This is a genomic window from Neobacillus sp. KR4-4 (genome assembly GCF_042136325.1).
GTDB lineage: Bacteria > Bacillota > Bacilli > Bacillales > Cytobacillaceae > Neobacillus.
This window is the reverse complement of record NZ_JBHHJU010000020.1, coordinates 40,781-62,233: the sequence shown is the minus strand read 5'-3', so window position 1 is coordinate 62,233 and position 21,453 is coordinate 40,781. Positions and strand designations below refer to the sequence as shown.

At 40.9% G+C, this 21,453-nt stretch carries 19 protein-coding genes, 1 pseudogene and 1 riboswitch; of the genes and pseudogenes, 17 read left to right on the top strand and 3 right to left on the bottom strand.

The genetic code is table 11. From position 1 onward, the window contains the following. The first annotated feature begins 92 nt into the window (after positions 1–92). Positions 93–725: an RCC1 domain-containing protein gene (locus tag ACE198_RS18740; RefSeq protein ID WP_375376653.1), complete on the top strand. Its 633-nt coding sequence runs from the start codon at positions 93–95 to the stop codon at positions 723–725. Positions 726–800: 75 nt separating this feature from the next. Here ACE198_RS18740 and ACE198_RS18735 read toward each other — a convergent pair whose 3' ends face one another. Beyond that, positions 801–2,312, bottom strand: a complete 1,512-nt coding sequence (locus tag ACE198_RS18735) for an MDR family MFS transporter (protein ID WP_375376652.1) — start codon at positions 2,310–2,312, stop codon at positions 801–803. A 170-nt stretch (positions 2,313–2,482) separates the two neighbouring features. Here ACE198_RS18735 and ACE198_RS18730 point away from each other — a divergent pair, with 170 nt between their 5' ends. The 5 genes from ACE198_RS18730 to ACE198_RS18710 all read left to right on the top strand — a co-directional run bounded on the left by ACE198_RS18730 (position 2,483) and on the right by ACE198_RS18710 (position 5,863). Further along, a complete protein-coding gene (locus ACE198_RS18730) occupies positions 2,483–2,908 on the top strand; it encodes a MarR family winged helix-turn-helix transcriptional regulator (protein WP_098576594.1) in 426 nt (141 codons plus the stop codon). A 147-nt stretch (positions 2,909–3,055) separates the two neighbouring features. Further along, on the top strand, positions 3,056–3,553 hold the full coding sequence (locus ACE198_RS18725; protein ID WP_375376651.1) for a DinB family protein: 498 nt from the start codon (positions 3,056–3,058) through the stop codon (positions 3,551–3,553). 203 nt (positions 3,554–3,756) lie between these two features. Further along, positions 3,757–3,948 (top strand): hypothetical protein, encoded by a 192-nt coding sequence (locus tag ACE198_RS18720; protein ID WP_375376650.1) that lies wholly within the window; start codon positions 3,757–3,759, stop codon positions 3,946–3,948. A gap of 57 nt (positions 3,949–4,005) precedes the next feature. Beyond that, the gene (locus tag ACE198_RS18715; RefSeq protein ID WP_375376649.1) at positions 4,006–4,278 is read left to right on the top strand and encodes a hypothetical protein; all 273 of its coding nucleotides are present in this window, start codon (positions 4,006–4,008) and stop codon (positions 4,276–4,278) included. Positions 4,279–4,495: 217 nt separating this feature from the next. Next, entirely contained in the window at positions 4,496–5,863 is a 1,368-nt protein-coding gene (locus ACE198_RS18710; protein WP_375376648.1) for a dipeptidase, read from the top strand. A gap of 48 nt (positions 5,864–5,911) precedes the next feature. On the opposite strand, the gene ACE198_RS18705 is transcribed toward ACE198_RS18710, so the two are convergent. Continuing rightward, a complete protein-coding gene (locus ACE198_RS18705; RefSeq protein ID WP_375376647.1) occupies positions 5,912–8,944 on the bottom strand; it encodes an efflux RND transporter permease subunit in 3,033 nt (1,010 codons plus the stop codon). 369 nt (positions 8,945–9,313) lie between these two features. Here ACE198_RS18705 and ACE198_RS18700 point away from each other — a divergent pair, with 369 nt between their 5' ends. The 11 genes and pseudogenes from ACE198_RS18700 to ACE198_RS18650 all read left to right on the top strand — a co-directional run bounded on the left by ACE198_RS18700 (position 9,314) and on the right by ACE198_RS18650 (position 19,918). Continuing rightward, positions 9,314–9,445, top strand: coding sequence for a hypothetical protein (locus ACE198_RS18700; protein WP_285851460.1), 132 nt, complete (start codon positions 9,314–9,316; stop codon positions 9,443–9,445). Between the two features lie 328 nt (positions 9,446–9,773). Continuing rightward, complete coding sequence (locus ACE198_RS18695) at positions 9,774–10,364, top strand: molybdopterin-dependent oxidoreductase (protein ID WP_251462958.1); 591 nt, start codon at positions 9,774–9,776, stop codon at positions 10,362–10,364. 331 nt (positions 10,365–10,695) lie between these two features. After that, positions 10,696–13,320, top strand: a complete 2,625-nt coding sequence (ppsA, locus tag ACE198_RS18690; RefSeq protein WP_375376646.1) for a phosphoenolpyruvate synthase — start codon at positions 10,696–10,698, stop codon at positions 13,318–13,320. Positions 13,321–13,538: 218 nt separating this feature from the next. Continuing rightward, positions 13,539–15,245 (top strand): hydroxysqualene dehydroxylase, encoded by a 1,707-nt coding sequence (locus tag ACE198_RS18685; protein WP_375376645.1) that lies wholly within the window; start codon positions 13,539–13,541, stop codon positions 15,243–15,245. Between the two features lie 167 nt (positions 15,246–15,412). Next, positions 15,413–15,571, top strand: a pseudogene (locus ACE198_RS18680) (transcriptional regulator); the annotation flags it as partial. A 166-nt stretch (positions 15,572–15,737) separates the two neighbouring features. Further along, the gene (locus ACE198_RS18675; protein ID WP_375376644.1) at positions 15,738–15,890 is read left to right on the top strand and encodes a hypothetical protein; all 153 of its coding nucleotides are present in this window, start codon (positions 15,738–15,740) and stop codon (positions 15,888–15,890) included. 203 nt (positions 15,891–16,093) lie between these two features. Next, positions 16,094–16,204, top strand: a riboswitch (TPP riboswitch). Between the two features lie 146 nt (positions 16,205–16,350). Continuing rightward, on the top strand, positions 16,351–17,346 hold the full coding sequence (locus ACE198_RS18670) for an ABC transporter substrate-binding protein (RefSeq protein ID WP_098574139.1): 996 nt from the start codon (positions 16,351–16,353) through the stop codon (positions 17,344–17,346). 13 nt (positions 17,347–17,359) lie between these two features. After that, a complete protein-coding gene (locus ACE198_RS18665; protein ID WP_098574141.1) occupies positions 17,360–17,650 on the top strand; it encodes a thiamine-binding protein in 291 nt (96 codons plus the stop codon). After that, positions 17,650–18,417 (top strand): ABC transporter permease, encoded by a 768-nt coding sequence (locus ACE198_RS18660; RefSeq protein ID WP_375376691.1) that lies wholly within the window; start codon positions 17,650–17,652, stop codon positions 18,415–18,417. Before ACE198_RS18665 ends, ACE198_RS18660 begins: the two co-directional genes overlap by 1 nt. After that, positions 18,414–19,154, top strand: coding sequence for an ABC transporter ATP-binding protein (locus tag ACE198_RS18655; protein ID WP_375376643.1), 741 nt, complete (start codon positions 18,414–18,416; stop codon positions 19,152–19,154). Before ACE198_RS18660 ends, ACE198_RS18655 begins: the two co-directional genes overlap by 4 nt. Next, positions 19,151–19,918, top strand: coding sequence for a TatD family hydrolase (locus tag ACE198_RS18650; RefSeq protein ID WP_375376642.1), 768 nt, complete (start codon positions 19,151–19,153; stop codon positions 19,916–19,918). Before ACE198_RS18655 ends, ACE198_RS18650 begins: the two co-directional genes overlap by 4 nt. A gap of 697 nt (positions 19,919–20,615) precedes the next feature. Here ACE198_RS18650 and ACE198_RS18645 read toward each other — a convergent pair. Continuing rightward, positions 20,616–21,233 carry an NUDIX hydrolase gene (locus tag ACE198_RS18645; protein ID WP_375376641.1) on the bottom strand — a complete coding sequence of 206 codons (618 nt, stop codon included), beginning with the start codon at positions 21,231–21,233 and terminating at the stop codon, positions 20,616–20,618. Positions 21,234–21,453 lie beyond the last annotated feature (220 nt).

The window sequence follows — 21,453 nt, the reverse complement described above, 5'->3', positions numbered from 1 at the left end:
AGCGGATTTATTACACAAACAACTGGTTTATTTCTGCATTGTATGTGGTGATTGATCCTTTTATTGCATGGATTTTTATTAGGAGGTAAAACATGGATTACATTTCACCGAAAGAAGGGGTGTTAAAGCTGAAACCGTGGCCTAAAGGTACCATAGCTGCGGGTCGGCGTCATACTGTAGGGCTTAAATCGGATGGTACGGTGTCGGCTGTGGGTGATAATAAATATGGCCAATGTGATCTAAGCGGTTGGCGTGATATTGTGGCGGTCGCGGCGGGTGACTGGCATACGATCGGTCTTAAATGGGACGGAACAGTGAAAGCTGTGGGTAACAATCGGTATCGCCAATGTGGTGTAAGGAACTGGTGCGATATTGTGGCGGTCGCGGCGGGATATCTACATACCATTGGTCTTAAATCGGATGGGACTGTGACGGCTGTCGGTTTGAATAAACATGACCAATGTGATGTAAGCGGATGGGGAGGTATTGTGGCAATCGCGGTGGGTAGTAATCATACCGTTGGCCTAAAATCGGATGGTACGGTGTCGGCTGTGGGTTGGAATAAGTTTGGCCAATGTAATGTTAGTGAATGGCGTGAGATTGTGGCAATCGCGGCGGGTTGTGCCCATACCATCGGCTTAAAATCGGATGGCACGGTGGTAGCAGTGGGTAATAATGAATATGGTCAATGTGATGTAAGCGAATGGAGCGGGTTATTGATTTGAAAAGTCGGTTAGTTAAAACCATCCAAAATTTTGCCTATGTAAGAAGTAAAAGCCGCCAAATTGGCGGCTTCACGTTTAGTGTTGGACTTGCTTTTGATGTTCCATTACCTTCTTGTGTGAAGGAAGGAAGAGAGTACAAAGGAGGTTCGCGATCCCAATAAAAAACACGAGGATAAATACAAGGTGCATCCCATGGGCGAGCGCCTCCTGGATCATCGTCATGACTTTCGCAGGCGGCTGATGAAGGGTGTCTGAGCTTAAGAGATTACTAATATTGTCTCCTCCACTCCAACTTCCCCCTGCATGTTCTTTTCCAAACGTAATCAATGAGTTGTTAAAAATAGTTCCAAATATAGCAACCCCAACCGTTTGGCCAATGGACTTAGTAAAGCTGTTTGATGCGGTTGCGGCTCCACGCATTTGCCAGCCAACCGCTGATTGAACGAGAACGGTGGTTGGGGTGGTCGCGTAACCCATGCCCAGACCGATCACAATCATAATTCCTACAAAATACCAATACGGGGAGTCAAGTTCCACAGCAAGCAGCCATGTTCCACCTAGGGCAATCAAAACAGCACCAAGAATGGCTGTAAACTTTGAGCCAATTTTATACATATACCGACCGGCAAAAGTTGCACCCAAAGGCCAGGCAATCGACATTGGCATAAGTGTCAGTCCTGAGCTCGTCGCACTGTGGCCAAGAATCGTTTGAATCCACATTGGCAAATATACATTCACTCCAATTAAGACCGCACTAGATAGAAAACCGATGTGATTTGAAACAAGAATGACAGGAATCTTGAAAAGGGATGGAGGAAGCATCGGTTCCTTCACTTTGGTTTCGATATAACCGAACAACACAATAAAGATGACGGAAACAGCAAATAGGATATAAATAGCTGTCGAATTCCATGCATATTTTTGCCCCGGGCCTGCATTTAATAGTGCATATAATAGAGTGGAAATCCCGATGGTAAAAGTGATAGCTCCTAAATAATCAATTTTACGGTCCTTTTTCAATTCAACAGTTTCGTGGAAGAACACGGTTATTAACACGAGCGAGACTAAACCGATCGGCAAATTAATATAGAAAATCCAACGCCAACTGATTTGGTCCACAAAGAATCCGCCTACTAATGGTCCAAGAAGACCGGCAATTCCCCAGACCGAACTAAAGACTCCCTGCATTTTGGCTCGTTGTTCACCAGGAAAAAGGTCGCCAATAATCGTAAAGGTTAACGGCATAACCGCACCAGCACCAATTCCTTGAAAAGCACGGAACCAAATTAATTGATTCATCGTTTGGGCAGCACCCGACAACATCGAGCCAACTACAAACAAAATTACCCCGAAGATAAAAACTTTTTTTCGGCCGAATAAATCAGCCAATTTCCCGTAAATAGGTGTCGTGACAGAAGTGGTAAGAGTGTAGATGGCAAATACCCAGCTGATTAATTTTAACCCGCTGAGGTCACTGACAATTTGCGGCATGGCGGTACTGACAACCGTGACGTCAATGGCGACTAATAGTATCGCTACCAGCATCGCAACCGTAACCATTTTACGATTCGTTGTTGTTTTTGACATGTTTTTTCTCCTTTATTTTAAAAATAATGAAATAAAAAATGGAAAATTTCTTTATTTTGTCAAGTTGTTGACTAAATTAGTTTAAGTTAACTTTGTAAAATAGTCAATAACTTGACTATATTAATTGACTACCTTAAGATAGTCAATAATATCGAAACGCGGAGGTTTGTATGGAAGAAGTAAAAACGAATATAACGTTAGATATCTTTAGATTATCTAATCTCCTAAGCAGACATGGAGCTAAGATGGTCGCTGAAGTTGGACTGAGCAGCATACAACAATGGGTGATTCTAAGGACGATCATAAATAGGGGAGAAATATCCATTGGGGACCTTAAAGAAGAATTGCTTGTAACGAAACAAAATATGACCGGGATGATCAATCGTCTGCAGCAATCCAATTTAGTTACGCTTTTCCAAGACCCTGAAGATAAAAGACGTACACGAGTAAAAATAACAGAGGAAGGGATTCGTGTGTATGAGCAATTGAAATCGTTACGGAATGATTTTAATGCCCAGTCTTATCATATATACAATGATCAAGAGATAGTGGTTTTAAGTGAATTACTCAATCGGCTCGTTGATCATTTGAAATAAAAACGTCTGCCCTATTGTGTACTTTATTTGAAATGATGAAGGAATAAAAGTAGGATGAGCCGAATAAATCATAAGGATCATGATTTTGTTGAATTTTCAAAATAAATGATTTGAATGATGAAACTAAACAGTGAGGAGATTGGTTGAATGCAAGTTGTAACCCAAATGTTTTTAGACCAACACGACATGCATTGGCATGAGAATGATTGGTTTGCATCCATGGATCAAGTGCTTCATGGAGTCATCGCAGCTGAGGCAGCATGGACAAGTTCGGGAATCAGCAATTCAATTTGGCAGATTGTTAATCACTTGATATTTTGGAATGAAGACGTAATCCATCGAATTAAAGGTACAGAGAATCAGCAAAAGGCAGAAAACAATGAAGAGACCTTTGGAAAACCGGGGGATCCAGAAGACGAAATTGGGTGGGCCCAGACAGTGCAGCGCCTTAATGAAGTCATGAATAAATTAAAAACGGTGATTGCGGATCTTGACGATGAAAAGTTAAAAGCTCCATATGCAGCTAACAGATATTCTATCGAGCGTTTACTTAGTCATATCATGATGCACGATACCTATCATATCGGCCAAATTGTTCTGTTGCGAAAGTTGCAATCCTCTTGGGGTGGCGTTGATTGGTCCTAAAGCACCATAATCCAGCGGCCTTCCTCTCCAAGCCGTAGAAACAGGTGTGATAGTCAAATTCATTAGAACTATTTGCAGAGTAATCTTTCACATATTTCACTGTTCAACATCGGGCGCTTTTCTTAAAAAAGAAGGTGCCTTTTTGTGGATTAAATATTCGAATAATTATTGTTCGTTATTGATAAATTTTAGGGGGAGCAAAATTGCGTAAGAAGGTTTTGTTATTAAAAAGTTTTGGTTTAGCTTTTTTTCTTGTTCCAATGTTTATATCCAGGTTGAATATCGTTCCCGATATATCTTGGAATATTCTTTATTCTACATCTGGAACAGCTCTTATTTTTCTAATTGTAGTAAACATATGGAGTGGAAATATCAAAAAGGAAAAGAAAATATAGGTAAATAGTAAACTGGTTTCATTTCAAATTAAGCTGCCATAAGGAAGGAAAAATGCGATGTTTCTAAGCGTTGCTTTTTATATGTCAATTATTGTAAGTTTAATGATTGTTACGCTTGGCATTAAGAAGAAAAATACGAAATATATCTGGATCGCTCTCTTTCTTTCTATCATTTCAACGATTTTAAGTTTGTGGTCGATTTGGATGTTTATTATTATTATTCCTTTCTTTTGCGTAGCAGCAATTTTAGGAATAACGTATTCAAAACGATGGTTTTTAGTATTTATTGCTGGAGTTTTAGCTTGGGGATTATTTTTATATTTTTATTAAACCACAATAAGACTTTTTTATGGGCTGGCAATTTTATTAAAACATATTAAAAAGAGTTTTCCAGCTTTTGCGGGGTAATATAAAAGGTGAGGTGGAGACTTCGAGTGGGGTCTTTATTTTTTGACGTGATAGGTGTTATCCGAGTTGTATTACTTGATGCCAATCATGACTTTATATATATAATAAGAAGGGGAAATAAACTAGAAAAGGTGATAATATGAGTCAATTATCTGAGTTATTATCTAACGAACATGATCAGAATGTTGAGGAATTAAAAGAATTGCTCCGAATTCCAAGCGTCAGTTCCTTATCCGAGCATAAAGAGGACATCCAAAAAGCAGCTTCATGGATTGCTAATAAATTAGAAAGCATCGGAATGGAACATGTGGAAATCATCCAGACAAAAGGCCATCCAATTGTCTATGCGGACTGGCTTCACCAGGAGAACGCCCCAACTGTCTTAGTGTACGGCCATTATGACGTGCAGCCGGTTGATCCTCTTCATTTATGGGAAACGCCTCCGTTTGAACCAACGATTCGTGATGAAAAGATCTTTGCCAGAGGGGCAACCGACGACAAAGGGCAGACATTCTTACATATCAAAGCAGTGGAAACACTTTTGAAAACAGAAGGTAAATTACCGGTAAACGTTAAGTTTTGCATCGAAGGAGAAGAAGAAATCGGAAGTCCTCATCTTCCGCCATACTTATCCGAAAATAAAGAGAAATTATCTTGTGATGTAGTCGTTATTTCTGACTCAGATATGTGGGATAGAGGCGTTCCTGCCATCACTTATTCGTTAAGAGGTCTTTGTGCACTGGAATTTTCCCTAAAAACTGCCAATTCAGATTTGCACTCGGGCATGTTTGGCGGGGGAGTCCAGAACGCCAACCATTTATTAGTCCAGCTCCTTTCGACCCTTCATGATGAAAACGGAAAAGTAAATGTAGATCATTTTTATGATGATGTTGTTCTTCTTACAGATTTTGAAAAGGAACAAATTAAAGCGTTAGGATTTGATGAAGAAAAGCTAAAAAAATCATTAGGGTTAACCGATTTAACCGGAGGGGAAAACAATTTCCCATACCCTGAGAAAATCAGCTCCCGGCCAACCATAGAAATCAACGGATTATGGGGAGGATTTCAGGGGGAAGGAACAAAAACAGTCATCCCGAACGAGGCACATGCCAAAATCACTTGCCGTCTCGTCCACAATCAAAACCCTGAAAAGATTCAGGGATTGATCAAAAAACATCTAGAAGAACATGCGCCAAAAGGCTGCACCGTAACAGTGTCTCTTCAAGATACGGGGAATCCATTCCTAACGCCGATCGACAGCCCGATGATTCAAAAAGCGGCCGAAGCGTATGAAACGGTTTATGGAAGAGCACCAGTATACAAAAGAGAAGGGGGTTCGATTCCAATTGTATCGGATTTCAACCATTCTCTAAATGCCCCTGTTGTCTTAATGGGATTCGGATTGCCAGATGAGAATCTTCATGCTCCGAATGAACACTTTAACTTGGAAAACTTTGACAAAGGGATCTTAACGATTTGTTCGTTTTTAGAACTTCTTAAGAAGTAAAAAAGAAAGGGCGATGACAGATAGATGTGTCATCGCCTTTTTTCCATATTATTGGTCAAACGTATCTGATACGTGGATACCATGCAGCCTTTGTTTTTTTGCTTTGCGGAAATGAAATAATTCATAGAAGGTTGGAATCACAATCAGTGTTAAAAGGGTGGATACGATGAGACCAAAAATGACGACCACCGCAAGTCCCTTTGAAACAAGATTTAAACTCATCGCGGATTCATGTGCAACCAGAAGCGGAAGCATCGCAAATACAGTAGCAAGTGCTGTCATCAGAATTGGTCTTAAACGTACCTTTCCCGCTTCCATAATCGCCTCGCGAATACTCATACTCTCCTCATTATGACGGATTCGATCAACCAGCACAATCGCATTTGTAACAACAATTCCAACTAGCATCAACATTCCAATCCCAGAAGAGATATTAATGCTAGATTGAGTGATCACCAACCCTAAAAGTGAACCTATAGCTGCAAGTGGCAGAGAAATCAGAATAGCAATGCTTGCACGGAACGACTTTAAAGTAACCAACAAAATCATAAACACAATACCAATCGAGAACATTGCTAGTTTACCCAGTTCTACTAAATCATCCGATGACTGCATGGCAGAACCAGTGATTTCTGCACTTGTTTCTTTGCCAAATGTATTATTTTTGTCCCATCCAGCGATCTGTTTTTGAATTTCGCCCGCTACGTCCACCATTTTATCTGAATCCACAAAAGCATTTACTTGAAGATAATGATGACCGTCTTTTGAATAGATGGTACCTGGTTCCTTACTCTCTTCTATCTTAGCAATCCTTGAGAGAGGAACTGGTCCATTGGGTGTCATTAGCTGCAAATCTTTTAAATCATTTACCGTTTGAATTTCTTTGAGGGCTCCTAATTTAACCGTAGTGGACCGACCATCTATTTTAATGCTTCCAATCGCAGCAGGCTGAATCATGGCATGAATCGACTGAGAGATTTCCTGTGCGTTGGATAATTTTGAATCCACCGTAATTGTAACGGTTGGCTTTGTATTTTGATCGTTACTTTCGACTTTTTGTACGCCATCAATGGTACTAATTTCTTTCTTGACGAGATTAGCAGCTTTTTTTATGTCAGCTTCATTTTTGCCAATGATATCCACTGAAACTGTCGTTTTATTTACTCCCAACAAACCAGCAGTGTCTGCAGTCAGCTCCACACTTGGGAATTGATCTTTTGTTTTTCGAATGTCTTTTACAAATTTGGCGGAATCGGTCCCTTCTTTTGGGAAAACCATAAATTGAACCACGTTTGCATCTTGTAAATTTCCATACTGCGCAGCACCTTCATTGACTCCTGCTATCGCTATACGGTTCTTTACCCCTTCTTTATCTGCAAGAATGCTCTCCATTTTCGAAATCCCGTCATTTATTTCGCTTAATGGGGTTCCGTTATGATAGCGAAGACTGATGGCTATGTAGGCGGAATCTTTCTGATCGACAGACCCTTTAGGCATGCTAACAAACAGCCCAACTGACCCGGCCACCACCAGAACTACTAGTATGATAGGAAGCCATTTATGGTTAAGCGACCATTTCAACACAGTGGGGTAGAACGAATTTGTCTTGTGTTCTCTTACCTTTACCTTTTTCATCATACGGCCGCTGAGTACTGGTACGACTGTCAGCGAAACCAGCAATGAAGCTAGGAGTGAACAAGTGATCGTAATCGCAAACGGGGCAACCAGGTCTCTTAAACCTCCCGAAACAATCATCATTGGGAGAAATACGGCCACCGTTGTAAGGGTGGAGGACGTAATGGCTGCGCCCACTTCTTTAACAGCTTCGATAAGAAAGGCAGGGGTTAGTTCATGATCTTTCTTTCTTCGATAAATATTTTCAACGACAACAATACTATCATCCACCAGTCGTCCGACTGATACCGCAATCCCTCCAAGGGTGAGGATGTTTAACGTAACGCCAAAAAATGAGAGTAAAATCATTGTAATACAAAGAGAAAGTGGAATGCTGACAATCGTGATCAGGGTCATTCGGAAACTGCGAAGGAATAACCAGATAATAAGAGTCGCAAATAATGCTCCGGTCAATACTTCTCTAGTCATCGAGTTAATTGAATCAAGAACGGTATTCCCTAAATTCATAAAAATAGTAGCTTGTAGTGTTCCCTCATAGTCTTTGTTAATTTGTTTAACCGCATCTTCTACTTGTTTCCCGAGGGTTACCGCATTGGAGGTCGAATCCTTCTGAATTACGACGTCGATAAAATTCTTCCCGTTCAAATGGGTGATGCTTGCGGTATCTTTTTGCATGGTTATTTCAGCGACATCTTGCAGTTTTGTCTTATTATTTAACTGAATATTTTTGAGGTCATCAACGGATTCTAATTTTCCTGTTACGATGATACTTGTTGCTTCGTTGTTTAGGGTTTGTTCGCCCACTGCCACCGATGCATTTTTTCCTTGAAGAAGAGTGTAGAGCTTTTCAAGCGGGTATTGTGCGGCTGCGAGTTTGACTGGATCGACTTTGATTAGCACTTGTTGATTGTTCCCGCCGTTGGTGATGACATTGCCGACACCTTTTAGGTCTTGGAACATCGGCATAATCTCGTTTTCTACGAGATTTAGCTCATGATTGCTAATTTCCTTGTCAAAGGTAAGACCTAGTTCAACAATCGGTATTTCAGATGTGTTCAGGTTGACGACGTAAGGTTTCATGACTCCAGTGGGGAGATTAACCATTGAAATTCTTTCTTGAATTTGCTGTTTGGCTTCTTTCACATTAATGTCAGATTCAAAGGTGACGGTCATCTGCGTGAAGTTATTTCCTGTTTGCGCTGCGACATTTTGTTTTCCTCTGACGCCATTTAATGCTTTTTCAATCGGCTGTGTTACCTGTTCATCCATACTTACAGCATCCATGCCGTTTCCAACCACTGAAATGGTCACGTAAGGCTGATCGGCAGACGGCATCAGTTCCATTGGAATCGTGGTGTAACTAAAAATACCAAAAATCATAGAGGCAAACACAGCGAAAGCTAATGCCGCCTTGTTCCGTAACGCCCATTTGGTAAACCAAGTCATAAAGGACCCCCTAGTAATAAAGTGGCAAAACCAGGTAAATTATACCATTTACCTCATACTATTAATAGGGTATTTTTCCTGATTTTACAAAAAATACTGCTGGAAAATAAATACCATCCAAAATTCAAGAACAAGAGACTTGTAAGATAGAAAGAAAGCCGCCAAGAAATGGCGGCTCTCTGCTTATTGTTGGACTTGCTTTTGATGCTCCATGACCTTCTTGTGTGAAGGATAGAGGAGACATCTCCATCGGTGAATTAAAAGAAGAAATGCTGTAATCTGCTGCAGCAATCAAATTTAGTTACTTTATTTCAAGACTCTGAAGATAAAAGACGAACTCGGGTAAAAATAACTCAAGAAGGTATCCGTGTGTATGAGCAATTAAAATCGTTACGAAATGAATTTAATGCCCAGACGTATGATATTTACAATGATCAAGAAATTGGGGTATTAAGCGATTTGCTAGGACGGTTTGTTGAGCATTTGAAAGAGGAGGAATGATCTCAAATTACGGCTGGAAAACCTATTAGGCTCTGTTATTATTCTTTGCTCTGTAGGTATGAGAATGTATAGGCGGAGAATTTCCGTCTAATGTATTTTGAGGAAGCTTAAGAAGCAGATATAACCGGAGATATTCCGATTAACAGCTCTACATAAGACACTATCCAAAGATTTGGAAGGTATAAACGGAAAAACTTCCTTTATTTTTTAGGATATAGATGTATTTCCCAATTTAAACGGAATTTTTTCGTTTATTTTTCAAACACAGTGAAATCCAAATTCAGTGATAACCAAGCCAATTTTTAAAAGTGAAAAGGGATGGTGTATGATGGACAAACAGCTTCCACCTGGACAATTCGAAACCGAAAAATGGCCAATACTGCATCAAGGGGATGTTCCCGAGTTTAATGAAACCACATGGAATTTCAGACTCTTTGGTGAGGTAAAAGAAGAAAAGTTTTTATCTTATAAAGAAATCATGGATCTTCCGAAGACCATTTCAACCGTTAACATGCATTGTGTTACCACCTGGTCTAAGTTTGATACCACCTTTGAAGGCATTGCCCTTAGAGAGTTATTAAATTTCGTTGAAATAAATGAAGAGGTAAAATACATTAAAATTTACGGTTATTACAATGGAGACAACTTCGGTTATTCTGCTAACCTGCCGCTCGAGCCTTTATTGGGGGACGATTCTTTGTTTGTCTACCGTTGGAAGGATAACGCACATGATTGGCAGGATATCGATCCAAAACATGGTTATCCACTAAGATTTATTCCACCAGAAGTATTTTATCTCTGGAAAGGTTCCAAATGGGTTTCAGGGATAGAATTTATGAAAGATGACGAGGCCGGTTTTTGGGAGGAGTTAGGCTATTCGATGACAGCTAATCCATTTAAAGAAGAACGATACCGTTAACGTTAATGCATATACAATGCCTGTCCCTGCTATTTAGGACAGGCATTTCTTATGCTTAATAAAAAACTCAAAATTTCAGTTCCCGCATAGAGGAGGAATTAATCATAAATCAATCCTATAAAATTGTCCGATGTGGCGGTACCCAATAAAGGGTATCGTTTTTGTTTGAAAAGTAATCACTTAGTCACTTCGTATGGCGACGTATATTTAACATTGGCAATCTGGGTTATTTTAAGGAGCCATAATCGTTAAATAATTCGAATGCAAGGGGCACATTTGCGATACCCTCAATAAAATAAAAGAAGCCATCATTTTTGGGGGAGGGTGTGCCATGAATGCCTACGTGCTAGGTTTTCGAGAAATTGACCATAAGCAGCTTATGGCTGTTGGGGGCAAAGGGAAAAACCTTGGAGAACTGTCGAGAATTGAGGGAATTCGGGTGCCAGAAGGCTTTTGTATTACTACAGAAGCCTACAAAAAAATTATCAGCGATAACAGACAATTTGACTACCTTCTGAATCAACTCTATCAGCTAAGAGCCGATGACAGGGAAGAAATCAGTGTAATTAGTGAAAAGATCCGCAGCCTTATCGAGAAAGTGGAAATACCCCTGGATATAGAAACAGAGATTATTCAGTACCTGTCAGAGTTTGGCGAGGAGTGGGCCTACGCGGTTCGTTCCAGTGCCACTGCCGAGGATTTGCCTCATGCGTCCTTCGCAGGGCAGCAAGATACGTTTTTAAACATCAAAGGAAAAGAAGAAATTCTTCGTCATATCCGCAAGTGCTGGGCCTCCCTGTTTACAGATAGAGCGGTGATCTACCGCATCCGGAACGGATTCGACCACCTTAATGTCTACTTGTCTGTCGTGATCCAAAGGATGATTTTCCCAAAAGCTTCAGGGATGTTGTTTACGGCCGACCCTGTTACATCCAACCGCAAAGTGATATCTATTGATGCTAGCTTTGGACTTGGGGAAGCCCTTGTCTCTGGTTTAGTGAATGCCGATAACTATAAGGTTCGAGATGGAACCATTGTTGAAAAGACGGTCTCTGCCAAGAAACTAGCCATTCAGGCATTAAAAGAGGGCGGTATAGAGGAAAAAGAGATCGAGTGGGACCAACAGAATCGGCAAACCCTTACAGATTCGCAGATTTTACAGCTGGAGCAAGTAGGAAGAAAGATTGAGGCGTATTTTTCCTGCCCGCAGGACATTGAATGGTACCTTACTGAAGAGGCCTTATATATCGTGCAAAGCCGCCCCATCACAACCTTATTTCCAATTCCGGAAGACACCCATGGGCAGAACAGGGTTTACTTGTCGTTTGGCCATCAACAAATGATGACAGATGCCATAAGACCATTGGGTATGTCCTTTTTAATGAATCTATTCGATGGATTCCCACTTCGAAAAGCAGGTGGGAGACTGTTTCTTGACCTCACTTACGACCTGGCGTCTCCCGTTGGCCGAAGAATCCTTCCTGTTGCAATGGGCAAGAATGACCCTCTCTTTAAGAATGCCATTTTAAGCATCATGAACAGAAAGGATTTTAAGAGTTCATTGCCACGGGGAAAGAGAGTATTCAAATTTGGCACTGAAGGACTATCCTGGACACTTCCCTTACACATAATCAACATCTACCGAAAAAACGACCCCATGATCACTCAGGAACTCATCACTCTAAACGAGGCATCCATAACGGAACTGCAGGAACGGATTACAACCTTTTCGGGAGAAGAACTGTTTACTTTCATTAGGAAAGACCTTAAGAAATTAAAAGAACTCTTTTATGATCCTAGAGGATTAGGAGTCATTATGGTTGGGGTATTAGCATGGGACTGGATCAATAAAAAAATGGAAAGATGGTTGGGGGAAAGGAACGCAGCCGACACACTTTCCCAATCGGTGGCAAACAACGTTACATCTGAAATGGGTTTTGCACTCATGGATGTATCGGACATCGTTCGGCCATATCCTGACGCGATGGAAGTTTTACAACATGCCCGTCATGACACCTTTTTCGAGGACCTAGCTGAATTGGAAGGAGGGCGGGCAATTATTAGCGCTTTGAGAGGGTACCTTACAAAATACGGAATGCGCTGTTCAGGAGAGATTGATATCACAAGGACCCGTTGGAGAGAACAGCCCACCGCACTGATCCCCATGATTCTAAGCAATATAAAGAATTTTCCTCCTCATTCCAGCAAAGTTAAATTTGAGCAAGGCAAGAGGGAGGCAGACCAGAAGGGACAGGATCTTCTGAAACGATTGGAGCAATTGCCCGATGGCAAACGAAAGGCAAAAATGACAGAGAAGATGATCAGCGTTTTGCGCAATTTTATCGGCTACCGTGAATATCCCAAGTACGCTTACATTAGACGTTTTGATCTCTACAAGCAGGCGCTGATGATGGAGGCTGCTCTACTTGTTCAAAACGGGGTCATCCGAGAAAAAGAGGACATCTACTATTTAACCTTTGAGGAGCTTTATGATACCGTTCGAACCAACCATTTGGATTACATGATGATTAATGAGAGAAAAAGGGATTATCAAGTTTTTGAGAAGTTGGCACCACCAAGGGTGATGACGTCCGAGGGCGAGGTCGTAACTGGTGCATATAACACTGATGGTATCCCTCTAGGCGCCTTGGCGGGAACCCCCGTATCTTCCGGCATAATCGAGGGCCGCGCACGTGTCATATTGAAAATGGAGGAAACGCACTTAGAGGATGGGGATATTCTCGTAACCACATTCACGGATCCCAGCTGGACACCGCTGTTTGTAGCTGTTAAAGGCTTGGTGACGGAAGTAGGCGGACTGATGACCCACGGATCCGTCATTGCGCGCGAATACGGTCTTCCGGCCGTTGTTGGAGTGGAAAACGCCACGAAGGAAATAAAAGACGGGCAGAGGATCCGGGTGAACGGTACAGAAGGGTATATTGAACTTTTATGATTGTATGTCTCATATAGAAAACTATGTAATTAGCTTAAGGTTATCGAATTCTTCCCACCGAAGCCATCGCCAACGTCCAGTCACCCAACCAATGTAGTGATTGGGTGAAAAGAGAACAATACAACTCTCTGGTTTCATCTTACTGAATGTCCAATCACCTCCAACTCCTGTTGCATATATTGGATTACTCTAATCCACTATGCAAGGAAGGTGAGTTCATGAAGAAAGTGGCCATCATGGGAGGAGGGGTGGCTGGCCTTAGTGCTGCACATGAACTGGTAGAAAGAGGGTTTGACGTAACGGTATACGAATGTAAAACAATTCCGGGTGGAAAAGCACGCTCGATTCCAGTTCCCCATTCAGGTACGGGCGGCAGAAAAAATCTACCTGGAGAACACGGATTCCGTTGCTTTCCCGGTTTTTATCGCCATATCATTGATACGATGAAACGAATCCCTTATGACCAAAAGCAAAGTGTTTATAATCAATTAGTTACGGCTCGGGAGATGGGACTTGCCCGCTTTGATCATGAACTAGTCGCCATCTCCACTTCCATTCCGAAATCGATGACCGGCATCAAAAAGAACTTGAAAGCATTGTTCGATTCGGATTGGGGACTTACTGAGAATGAAGTGATTTTCTTTACGGAGCGGCTTTGGCAGGTGATGACGAGCTGCAGGGAACGAATCATGGATGAATATGAAAGGATTAGCTGGTGGGATTATCTGGATGGAGATAACCAATCGAAGAACTTCCATGAAGTGTTTGCTTCCATTTCCCGCTCATTGGTTGCAGCAAAATCTACAGAAGCAAGCGCCAAGACCTTCGGTATGGTTCTTTCCCAACTCCTTATCGGTATCCTTACGCCGACTAATGATTCGGACCGAGTCCTGAACGGACCGACCAATGAAGTGTGGATCGATCCATGGATCAGCTATTTGAAACAAAAAGGAGTTAGGTATTATACCAATGCAACCGTATGCGGCTTTCACCTCAATGAAGGCAAAATCACGGGTGTCCATATCAATAGGGCAGGAAAGGACGAGTATGTCAATGCAGACTTTTACGTAAGCACTCTCCCGGTGGAAGCCATGGCCCCACTAGTTTCCTCTGAAATGCTTAGGGCGGATCCGGCGTTGATAGGATTGAAGAGGCTTGCCAAAGATGTTGATTGGATGAACGGGCTCCAGTTCTTTATGAAACGGGATGTGCCCATTGTATACGGCCATCTGATCATTATGGATTCTCCGTGGGCGATTACGGCCATTTCACAAAAGCAATTTTGGAACGGAAAGGATCTTCAAGACTATGGGGATGGCCAGGTTAGGGGCATTATTTCGGTTGATATTTCGGAATGGAACCAACCAGGCATGCTTTTAGGAAAAAAGGCAATCGAATGCACGAAAGAAGAAATTAAAGAGGAAGTATGGGCACAGCTGAAACAAGCCTTAAATCACGAAGAAGTACTGCTCCGGGATGAGGATGTTCACTCTTGGTTTTTGGATCCGGGCATTCAATTCGACGATTCCGGCAAAATGATCAATAGTGAGCCTTTGCTTATAAACAAAGTTTTTGCGTGGAGCTTAAGACCCTATGCTTTTACAAAGATCCCCAATCTCTTCCTGGCTTCCGATTATGTGCGTACAAATACGGATCTGGCGTCGATGGAAGCGGCAAATGAGGCGGCCCGCCGAGCGGTCAACAGTATACTTGATGCGGCAGATTCAAAGAAAAGGAAATGCAAGATTTGGGACATGTATAAATTTGACCTATTAACTCCCTGGCACATTCACGATTGGATTCGCTATAGGAAAGGGCTCCCCTGGAATGGCGGCTCCTCCTTCTGCTCAAGGGTTGTCTACTTCCTCCTCAATGCAGGTAAATATGCTTGGGGAAAAGTCCAACAGTCTAGATGGTTTTTGTAGCCTAACCTGAACGCAACGAATTCAACCATATTACTAAAGGAAGTACATGGAACGTGAACGTGTGCTTCTTTTTGTATTGTAGACCATTTTAAAATTCTACTTTTTTTCCAGAAGATGATGAGACCTTCTTCTAGAGTCATTTAAGAATTTGTTTCATAACCTTCTCAATCCTCAGGGAAAAGTCAGACTTTTGGAGGGCAGTCAAACAAGATAGAAGGCATGACACTTTAAAAGCCATAGCTATAAATGACTACATTTTTGCCGTGAATGAAGCGGTGAATAACAAGATGATGCATTATACTGGCGTCATGACAGAGGAGTCAATATTCTTATTAAAAAAAGCCAGACAAGATCGCTCTTCTGAGGTGACCAAATTTAAACTTAGATTCACACATACATACAACAAGAACGAGTTGCAATGGGAGATGTAAGGACGCTCCCGTTGCCATCGTCTATCCGTCCGGGACTTGGTATAAAAATGTAACCCCTGAAGTGGGAAACACAATTGTAAAGCGTCATCTGGCGGAAGGTCTTTGCCTTCAGGAGCATGCGATATCCAAGAAACTTCGTCCAATGTCGGAGGAGTTTGTTTCCATTGAGGATGTGACTTCTGAAGAATCAGGGACAGAGGAGCAAATAGGATAAGGTTCAATAGAAAAAGATGTTCCATTGGAATGGGGCATCTTTTTTGTATTAGTTGTAAGGATTGGATACAGGCCATTGCCAATTTGAAGTAGGTTCATACGTATACTGTAAAGGGAAGGCAGCTGTAAAGAAGCATAAATACATTAAATAAGTTGGCATTGACTGCCTTGACTGATATAATAGTAAAATAATAACTGAAATACGATGAAATGTGGGGGAACCGGTGTTGCCGGTTGAGATTTAGTCCGTGAGACTTATGACCCTTGGAACCTGATCTGGTTGATACCGGCGGAGGGAACATATTCTTAAACAATTAATTGTTTGCTGATATGCACTCAGGTTCTTTGCCTGAGTGCTTTATTTTGTTTAAGCAAGTTTTTGCCTTCTAACCAACACTAAGGTTTCGCTCTATTTCATTTGTTTCACTTTAGATTTTATTTTACATATGGGGGGATACAACATGAAGAAATGGCTAGTACTACTCCTTTCAGTCCTTCTAGTGACTGGATGCAGCAGCAAAAAAGAAACAGAAAACACAAAAGAAAAAAAACAGCCGCTTAAAAAGGTCTCGGTTGTACTGGATTGGACGCCAAATACCAATCATACTGGATTATATGTAGCAAAAGAAAAAGGATTCTTTAAAAAAGAAGGCTTGGATGTGGATATTATCATGCCGGGTGAGACTGGTGCTGACCAACTAGTCGCTTCTGGCAAGGCGCAGTTTGGTGTAGGTTACCAAGAAGCGATTACCCAGGCACGGATACAAGGGGTACCGCTCGTATCGATCGCTGCAGTGATTCAGCACAATACATCAGGATTCGCTTCACCAGCTGGCAAACAGATTCAATCTCCGAAGGATTTTGAAGGAAAAACATACGGTGGATGGGGATCGCCAGTCGAAAAATCTGTCATCACTTCTCTAATGAAAAAGGAAAACGCTGATGCCAATAAGGTGAAAATCGTGAACATGGGGGATACCGACTTTTTTACGGCTGTGAAACGAGACATCGATTTCGCTTGGATTTACTATGGGTGGACTGGTGTAGAAGCAGAGCTTCGTAATGAAAAAATTAATATGGTTTACTTAACAGATTACTCTGACAAACTGGACTACTATACACCTGTTTTAGAAACAAACGAAAAGATGATTGAAGAGAACCCAGAAACGGTTAAGGCATTCGTAAATGCCGCTGCCAAGGGGTATGAATTTGCCATTAAAAACCCTGATCAAGCTGCAGATATCCTGATTAAAGCAGCACCGGATTTAGATCCAAAGCTGGTAAAGAAGAGTCAAGAATGGTTGTCTCCGAAATATCAGGATGATGCAAAGGAATGGGGAATTCAAAAGCAAGAGATTTGGGAAAATTATGCCCAATGGATGTATGAGAATAAACTTCTAGATAAGAAATTAGATGCGAAAAAAGCATTTACAAATGAATTTTTACCAAAACAGTAGGGGGTAGAAAAATATGGCGAATTCATTAATCAGCATTCAAATCATCCCGAAAACAAAGGATGGAGAAGACGTCATTCCATACGTCGATGAAGCGATTAAAGTCATTGCTGAATCTGGTGTGAAATATGAGGTACACCCGTTAGAAACAACCATGGAAGGCGAACTCCACGAATTATTTACGGTGATTTCAAAAATGAATGAACGAATGATTGAAATGGGAAGTAAAAATGTCATTTCTCAAGTGAAAATCCTTTATCAGCCATCTGGCATTGCCATGGATGACTTAACGGAGAAATATCGATGATGAAGAAGAATCTTGGAAAAGGGTGGAGACCGATTTTGGTTCTCCTCCTTTTGTTTGTCATTTGGGAGATTGTTGTTAAAATAGCAGAAGTGCCGGAATGGCTTCTTCCGCCGCCATCAAAGATTTTCATTGAGGCCATTGCCGGTTGGCGTGATTTTTATCCTGATGTGTTTTCAACGGTTAAAATTTCACTATTTGGATTTGTCGTTGGAGCATTCATTGGACTGGCGGTCGCTATTTTATTCCATCTGGTGCCTGTTTTAAGGGATTCTTTCTATCCATTGTTGATTTTATCGCAAAATGTTCCCATTATCGTTCTGGCTCCACTGTTGGTCATTTGGTTTGGGTTTGGATTATTGCCCAAAATGATTGTCATCATGCTTGTTTGTTTCTTTCCGATTACAGTCGCTGCTTTGGATGGATTTAGCCAAACCCCTTCCGAGTTGAAGCATTATATGAAAATGGCAGGTGCAACCAAAACACAGCTTTTTTGGAAATTGGAGCTGCCGTCATCACTGCCCTCGATTTTTTCAGGCTTTAAGGTTTCTGCCACGTATAGTGTAATGGGTGCCGTTATTTCTGAATGGCTTGGTGCCAAGCAAGGGATTGGTGTCTTTATGACATTCGCCTCGTCGTCTTTTCGAACGGATCGGGTATTCGTTGCCATTTTTACGATCATGTTCTTAAGCCTCTTTTTTTTCTTTTTCATCGTTTTTATAGAACAAAGAGTGGTTCGCTGGCAGCCGAAAGGGGATAAGAAAAAATGAGCTATCTTCGTTTTCAACACGTTTCGAAACGTTTCCGGCAAAATGAAGTACTGAAAGACCTTGATTTTTCCATTAATAAAGATGAATTTGTTTCTATTATTGGTCCTTCAGGCAGTGGAAAAAGCACCATTTTCAATTTAATTGGAGGAATTCTTTCGCCAGATGAAGGGGAGATCCTATTAGACGGCCAGTGCATTAATGGCAAGCGTGGTTTTATTAGCTATATGCCTCAGACTTCTTCTCTTTTCCCGTGGAGGACAATTTCTGAAAATGTCCTTCTTGGCCAAGAGCTTCATGGTAAAAAAGACGTAAAAGCAGCACGAGAAATGCTGGCGATTGCCGGACTCTCAGATTATGAAAACGCCTATCCTCACATGCTGTCTGGAGGAATGAAGCAGCGAGCTGCTTTTATCCGTGCCTTATTGAGCCCGCAAGAGGTGATCTGTCTTGATGAACCTTTTTCCGCTTTAGATGAGCTAACCCGGTTTGAAATGCAGAAATGGTTAATGGACATGTGGGAATCGCATCGACGGACGATTCTTTTTATTACTCACAATATTGAGGAAGCACTGTATCTATCCGATCGAGTGATGATGCTGTCTGGTAAGCAAGCAACGGTCGTTTCAAATATAGAGGTTCCTTTTGATAGGCCGCGGCACGAAGGGATTCTGCTGGATGAAAGCTTTATTCAATGCAAAAGGGATATATATTACCAATTAGTAGGTGAAGTCAAATGAAGATGATCGACGCTCATATCCATTTGGATCACTATCAGGATGAGGAAATCAAACGGATAGTATTGGATTCTGCCCAAATCGAGGCCTTGATTTCTGTATCGTTTCATTTGGATTCCAGTAAAAGAAACCTCTTGCTTTCACAAAAATATCAAAAGGTAAAACCTGCATTTGGCTACCATCCAGAACAAACATTGCCTTCTGAAAACGAGCTGAACATGCTGCTAAATTGGATAGACGACCACCGTAATGAAATGATTGCTGTAGGAGAGGTGGGACTGCCATACTACTTAAGGCAAGAGCAGGGGATTTCGAATGCTCCTTATCTTGAAGTATTAGAAGTGTTTATTAGGAAGGCGAAAATATGGGACAAACCGATTGTTCTTCATGCTGTTTACGATGATGCACCTCTCGTTTGTGACCTTCTCGAAAAATATTCTTTTTCCAAAGCGCATTTTCATTGGTTTAAAGGGGATCAGAAAACAATAGACCGTATGATACGAAACGGCTATCATATTTCTATTACCCCGGATGTGGTGTATGAACAAGAAATCCAGCAGCTTGTCAGCGTCTATCCTCTCGAGCTTATGATGGTTGAAACCGATGGTCCTTGGCCATTTGAAGGTCCGTTTGCGGGGAAGGTGACCCATCCGAATATGATGGAGGAATCCATAAGGAAAATCACTCTGGTCAAAAAGCTTTCCGCTGAGGAAGTTTCAGATGTCTTACATCAAAACACAAAAGGGTTTTACCACATAACAACTTGAAGCTGCCGATCAAACATTGGCAGCTTTCTTTATTTGGAAATAATGAACAGAAAACCAAGTGATTCATAAAGATCTGTGACACATAGAAATGTGTTTTAGTTATAAAGAAAATAGTAGATTAATAAAATTCTATTAAGGTGAAGCTGCTTGCTATAAAACAAGGAGAAATAAAAATGTTATAGAGAGGAGGTGAATATACTTGCGCTTCTTTCCTAGTTTTGGTAGCTATTCTTCAATTGAAAAATAGGCGTGATTTATTGTCTCGCCTTATAAGGTAGAAACAGATGGACATTTCAAGATTTGGATACATACCTCCAAATGCTACTTAGTATTTCACACCGCTGTAAAATGATGTTAAAGATTCGAAAGTAATTGCATAGTTAGTCAAAGAGCTAACCGTCAAAGTTCGGTTGGCTCTTTTTTAAATTCTCATCAATTACTTGTGAATACTATAATATGGGCCAATTCAGAGAATCTATTAAGATGCAGTGGCCAAATTATAAAGATAAAGAGTGAATTTCAAACAAGACACATTATAAAGTTCTTGAAAAATAGGAGTATAAATTTTTATGTGTAAAGATCGGGGATTTAAAGAAAATAGAAGTTCAAAACCAAGATGTATTTGGAGGGATTCCTAATATATCTTGGTCTTAAACATTTAGTTAATAAAAAAAGGAAGCACTTTTATAAATTAAACTTAATCAAAATAAACTGCTTCATAGGGATTTTTTAAGTATTTAAAAGCCAGTTCAATTTGTGTTTTTGTATTCCTAGCTGTTGACAGAGGAGGCAGTTCGTTTTCAGCAAAGAACTTCACTTCACTTGTTTCAATTCCTTTAGCTGGCTGCCCGCCGATAATTTCACATTGAATAAATATTTTATAAACATGAAAAGCAGAAGGAGGATGCGGGTGGCACTTTTTATCGGTTACAGCTAATACTTTGATCGGTTTCACATTAAATCCCGATTCTTCTTTTACTTCCTTAACAGCGACTTCACTTGGGGCATGTCCAATGTCAGCCCAGCCGCCAGGTAATGCCCAGTTACCATCGGTATTTTCCCGGACCATTAGTATTTTATCATCCTTAAAGACTACAGCTCTAATATCAACCTTAGGAGTTGCATACCCAGTTTCACCTGCAAATAAATCTTTGATTATAGGCCTGTCCATATCTGTGTAATGTGCTAAAATGTCAACGCTTATATTTCTTATTAATTCAAATCTCTCCAAGTCATAAACATCTTTTGAATACGTTAATCCCGCCTGTGCAATGGATTGAAGTTGTTTCGCCCAATCCAGCCATTTAGGTTCCAATATCATCATCACCCTTTAGTTTAATAATATTTACTATAACTATATATATTCATCAAGCAAAAATTTGCTACAACTCCTGTACTACAAGAGTTTAAAAAATATCAGCGAATGGTACTCTCCATTTATTTGGGAAGTAACATTCGCTTTTATTAGAAGGTAAATAGATTGCTTAAATGCTTTAATTTTTCGATAGTGTACTCAAACTTTCCGCCTCAAATGC

What these genes read in the sequence shown, in the direction of transcription:
- ACE198_RS18740 (WP_375376653.1), top strand. Translation starts at nt 93, where the DNA reads ATGGATTACATTTCACCGAAAGAAGGGGTGTTAAAGCTGAAACCGTGG.
- ACE198_RS18735 (WP_375376652.1), bottom strand. Translation starts at nt 2,312, where the DNA reads ATGTCAAAAACAACAACGAATCGTAAAATGGTTACGGTTGCGATGCTG.
- ACE198_RS18730 (WP_098576594.1), top strand. Translation starts at nt 2,483, where the DNA reads ATGGAAGAAGTAAAAACGAATATAACGTTAGATATCTTTAGATTATCT.
- ACE198_RS18725 (WP_375376651.1), top strand. Translation starts at nt 3,056, where the DNA reads ATGCAAGTTGTAACCCAAATGTTTTTAGACCAACACGACATGCATTGG.
- ACE198_RS18715 (WP_375376649.1), top strand. Translation starts at nt 4,006, where the DNA reads ATGTTTCTAAGCGTTGCTTTTTATATGTCAATTATTGTAAGTTTAATG.
- ACE198_RS18710 (WP_375376648.1), top strand. Translation starts at nt 4,496, where the DNA reads ATGAGTCAATTATCTGAGTTATTATCTAACGAACATGATCAGAATGTT.
- ACE198_RS18705 (WP_375376647.1), bottom strand. Translation starts at nt 8,944, where the DNA reads ATGACTTGGTTTACCAAATGGGCGTTACGGAACAAGGCGGCATTAGCT.
- ACE198_RS18695 (WP_251462958.1), top strand. Translation starts at nt 9,774, where the DNA reads ATGGACAAACAGCTTCCACCTGGACAATTCGAAACCGAAAAATGGCCA.
- ppsA (WP_375376646.1), top strand. Translation starts at nt 10,696, where the DNA reads ATGAATGCCTACGTGCTAGGTTTTCGAGAAATTGACCATAAGCAGCTT.
- ACE198_RS18685 (WP_375376645.1), top strand. Translation starts at nt 13,539, where the DNA reads ATGAAGAAAGTGGCCATCATGGGAGGAGGGGTGGCTGGCCTTAGTGCT.
- ACE198_RS18670 (WP_098574139.1), top strand. Translation starts at nt 16,351, where the DNA reads ATGAAGAAATGGCTAGTACTACTCCTTTCAGTCCTTCTAGTGACTGGA.
- ACE198_RS18665 (WP_098574141.1), top strand. Translation starts at nt 17,360, where the DNA reads ATGGCGAATTCATTAATCAGCATTCAAATCATCCCGAAAACAAAGGAT.
- ACE198_RS18660 (WP_375376691.1), top strand. Translation starts at nt 17,650, where the DNA reads ATGAAGAAGAATCTTGGAAAAGGGTGGAGACCGATTTTGGTTCTCCTC.
- ACE198_RS18655 (WP_375376643.1), top strand. Translation starts at nt 18,414, where the DNA reads ATGAGCTATCTTCGTTTTCAACACGTTTCGAAACGTTTCCGGCAAAAT.
- ACE198_RS18650 (WP_375376642.1), top strand. Translation starts at nt 19,151, where the DNA reads ATGAAGATGATCGACGCTCATATCCATTTGGATCACTATCAGGATGAG.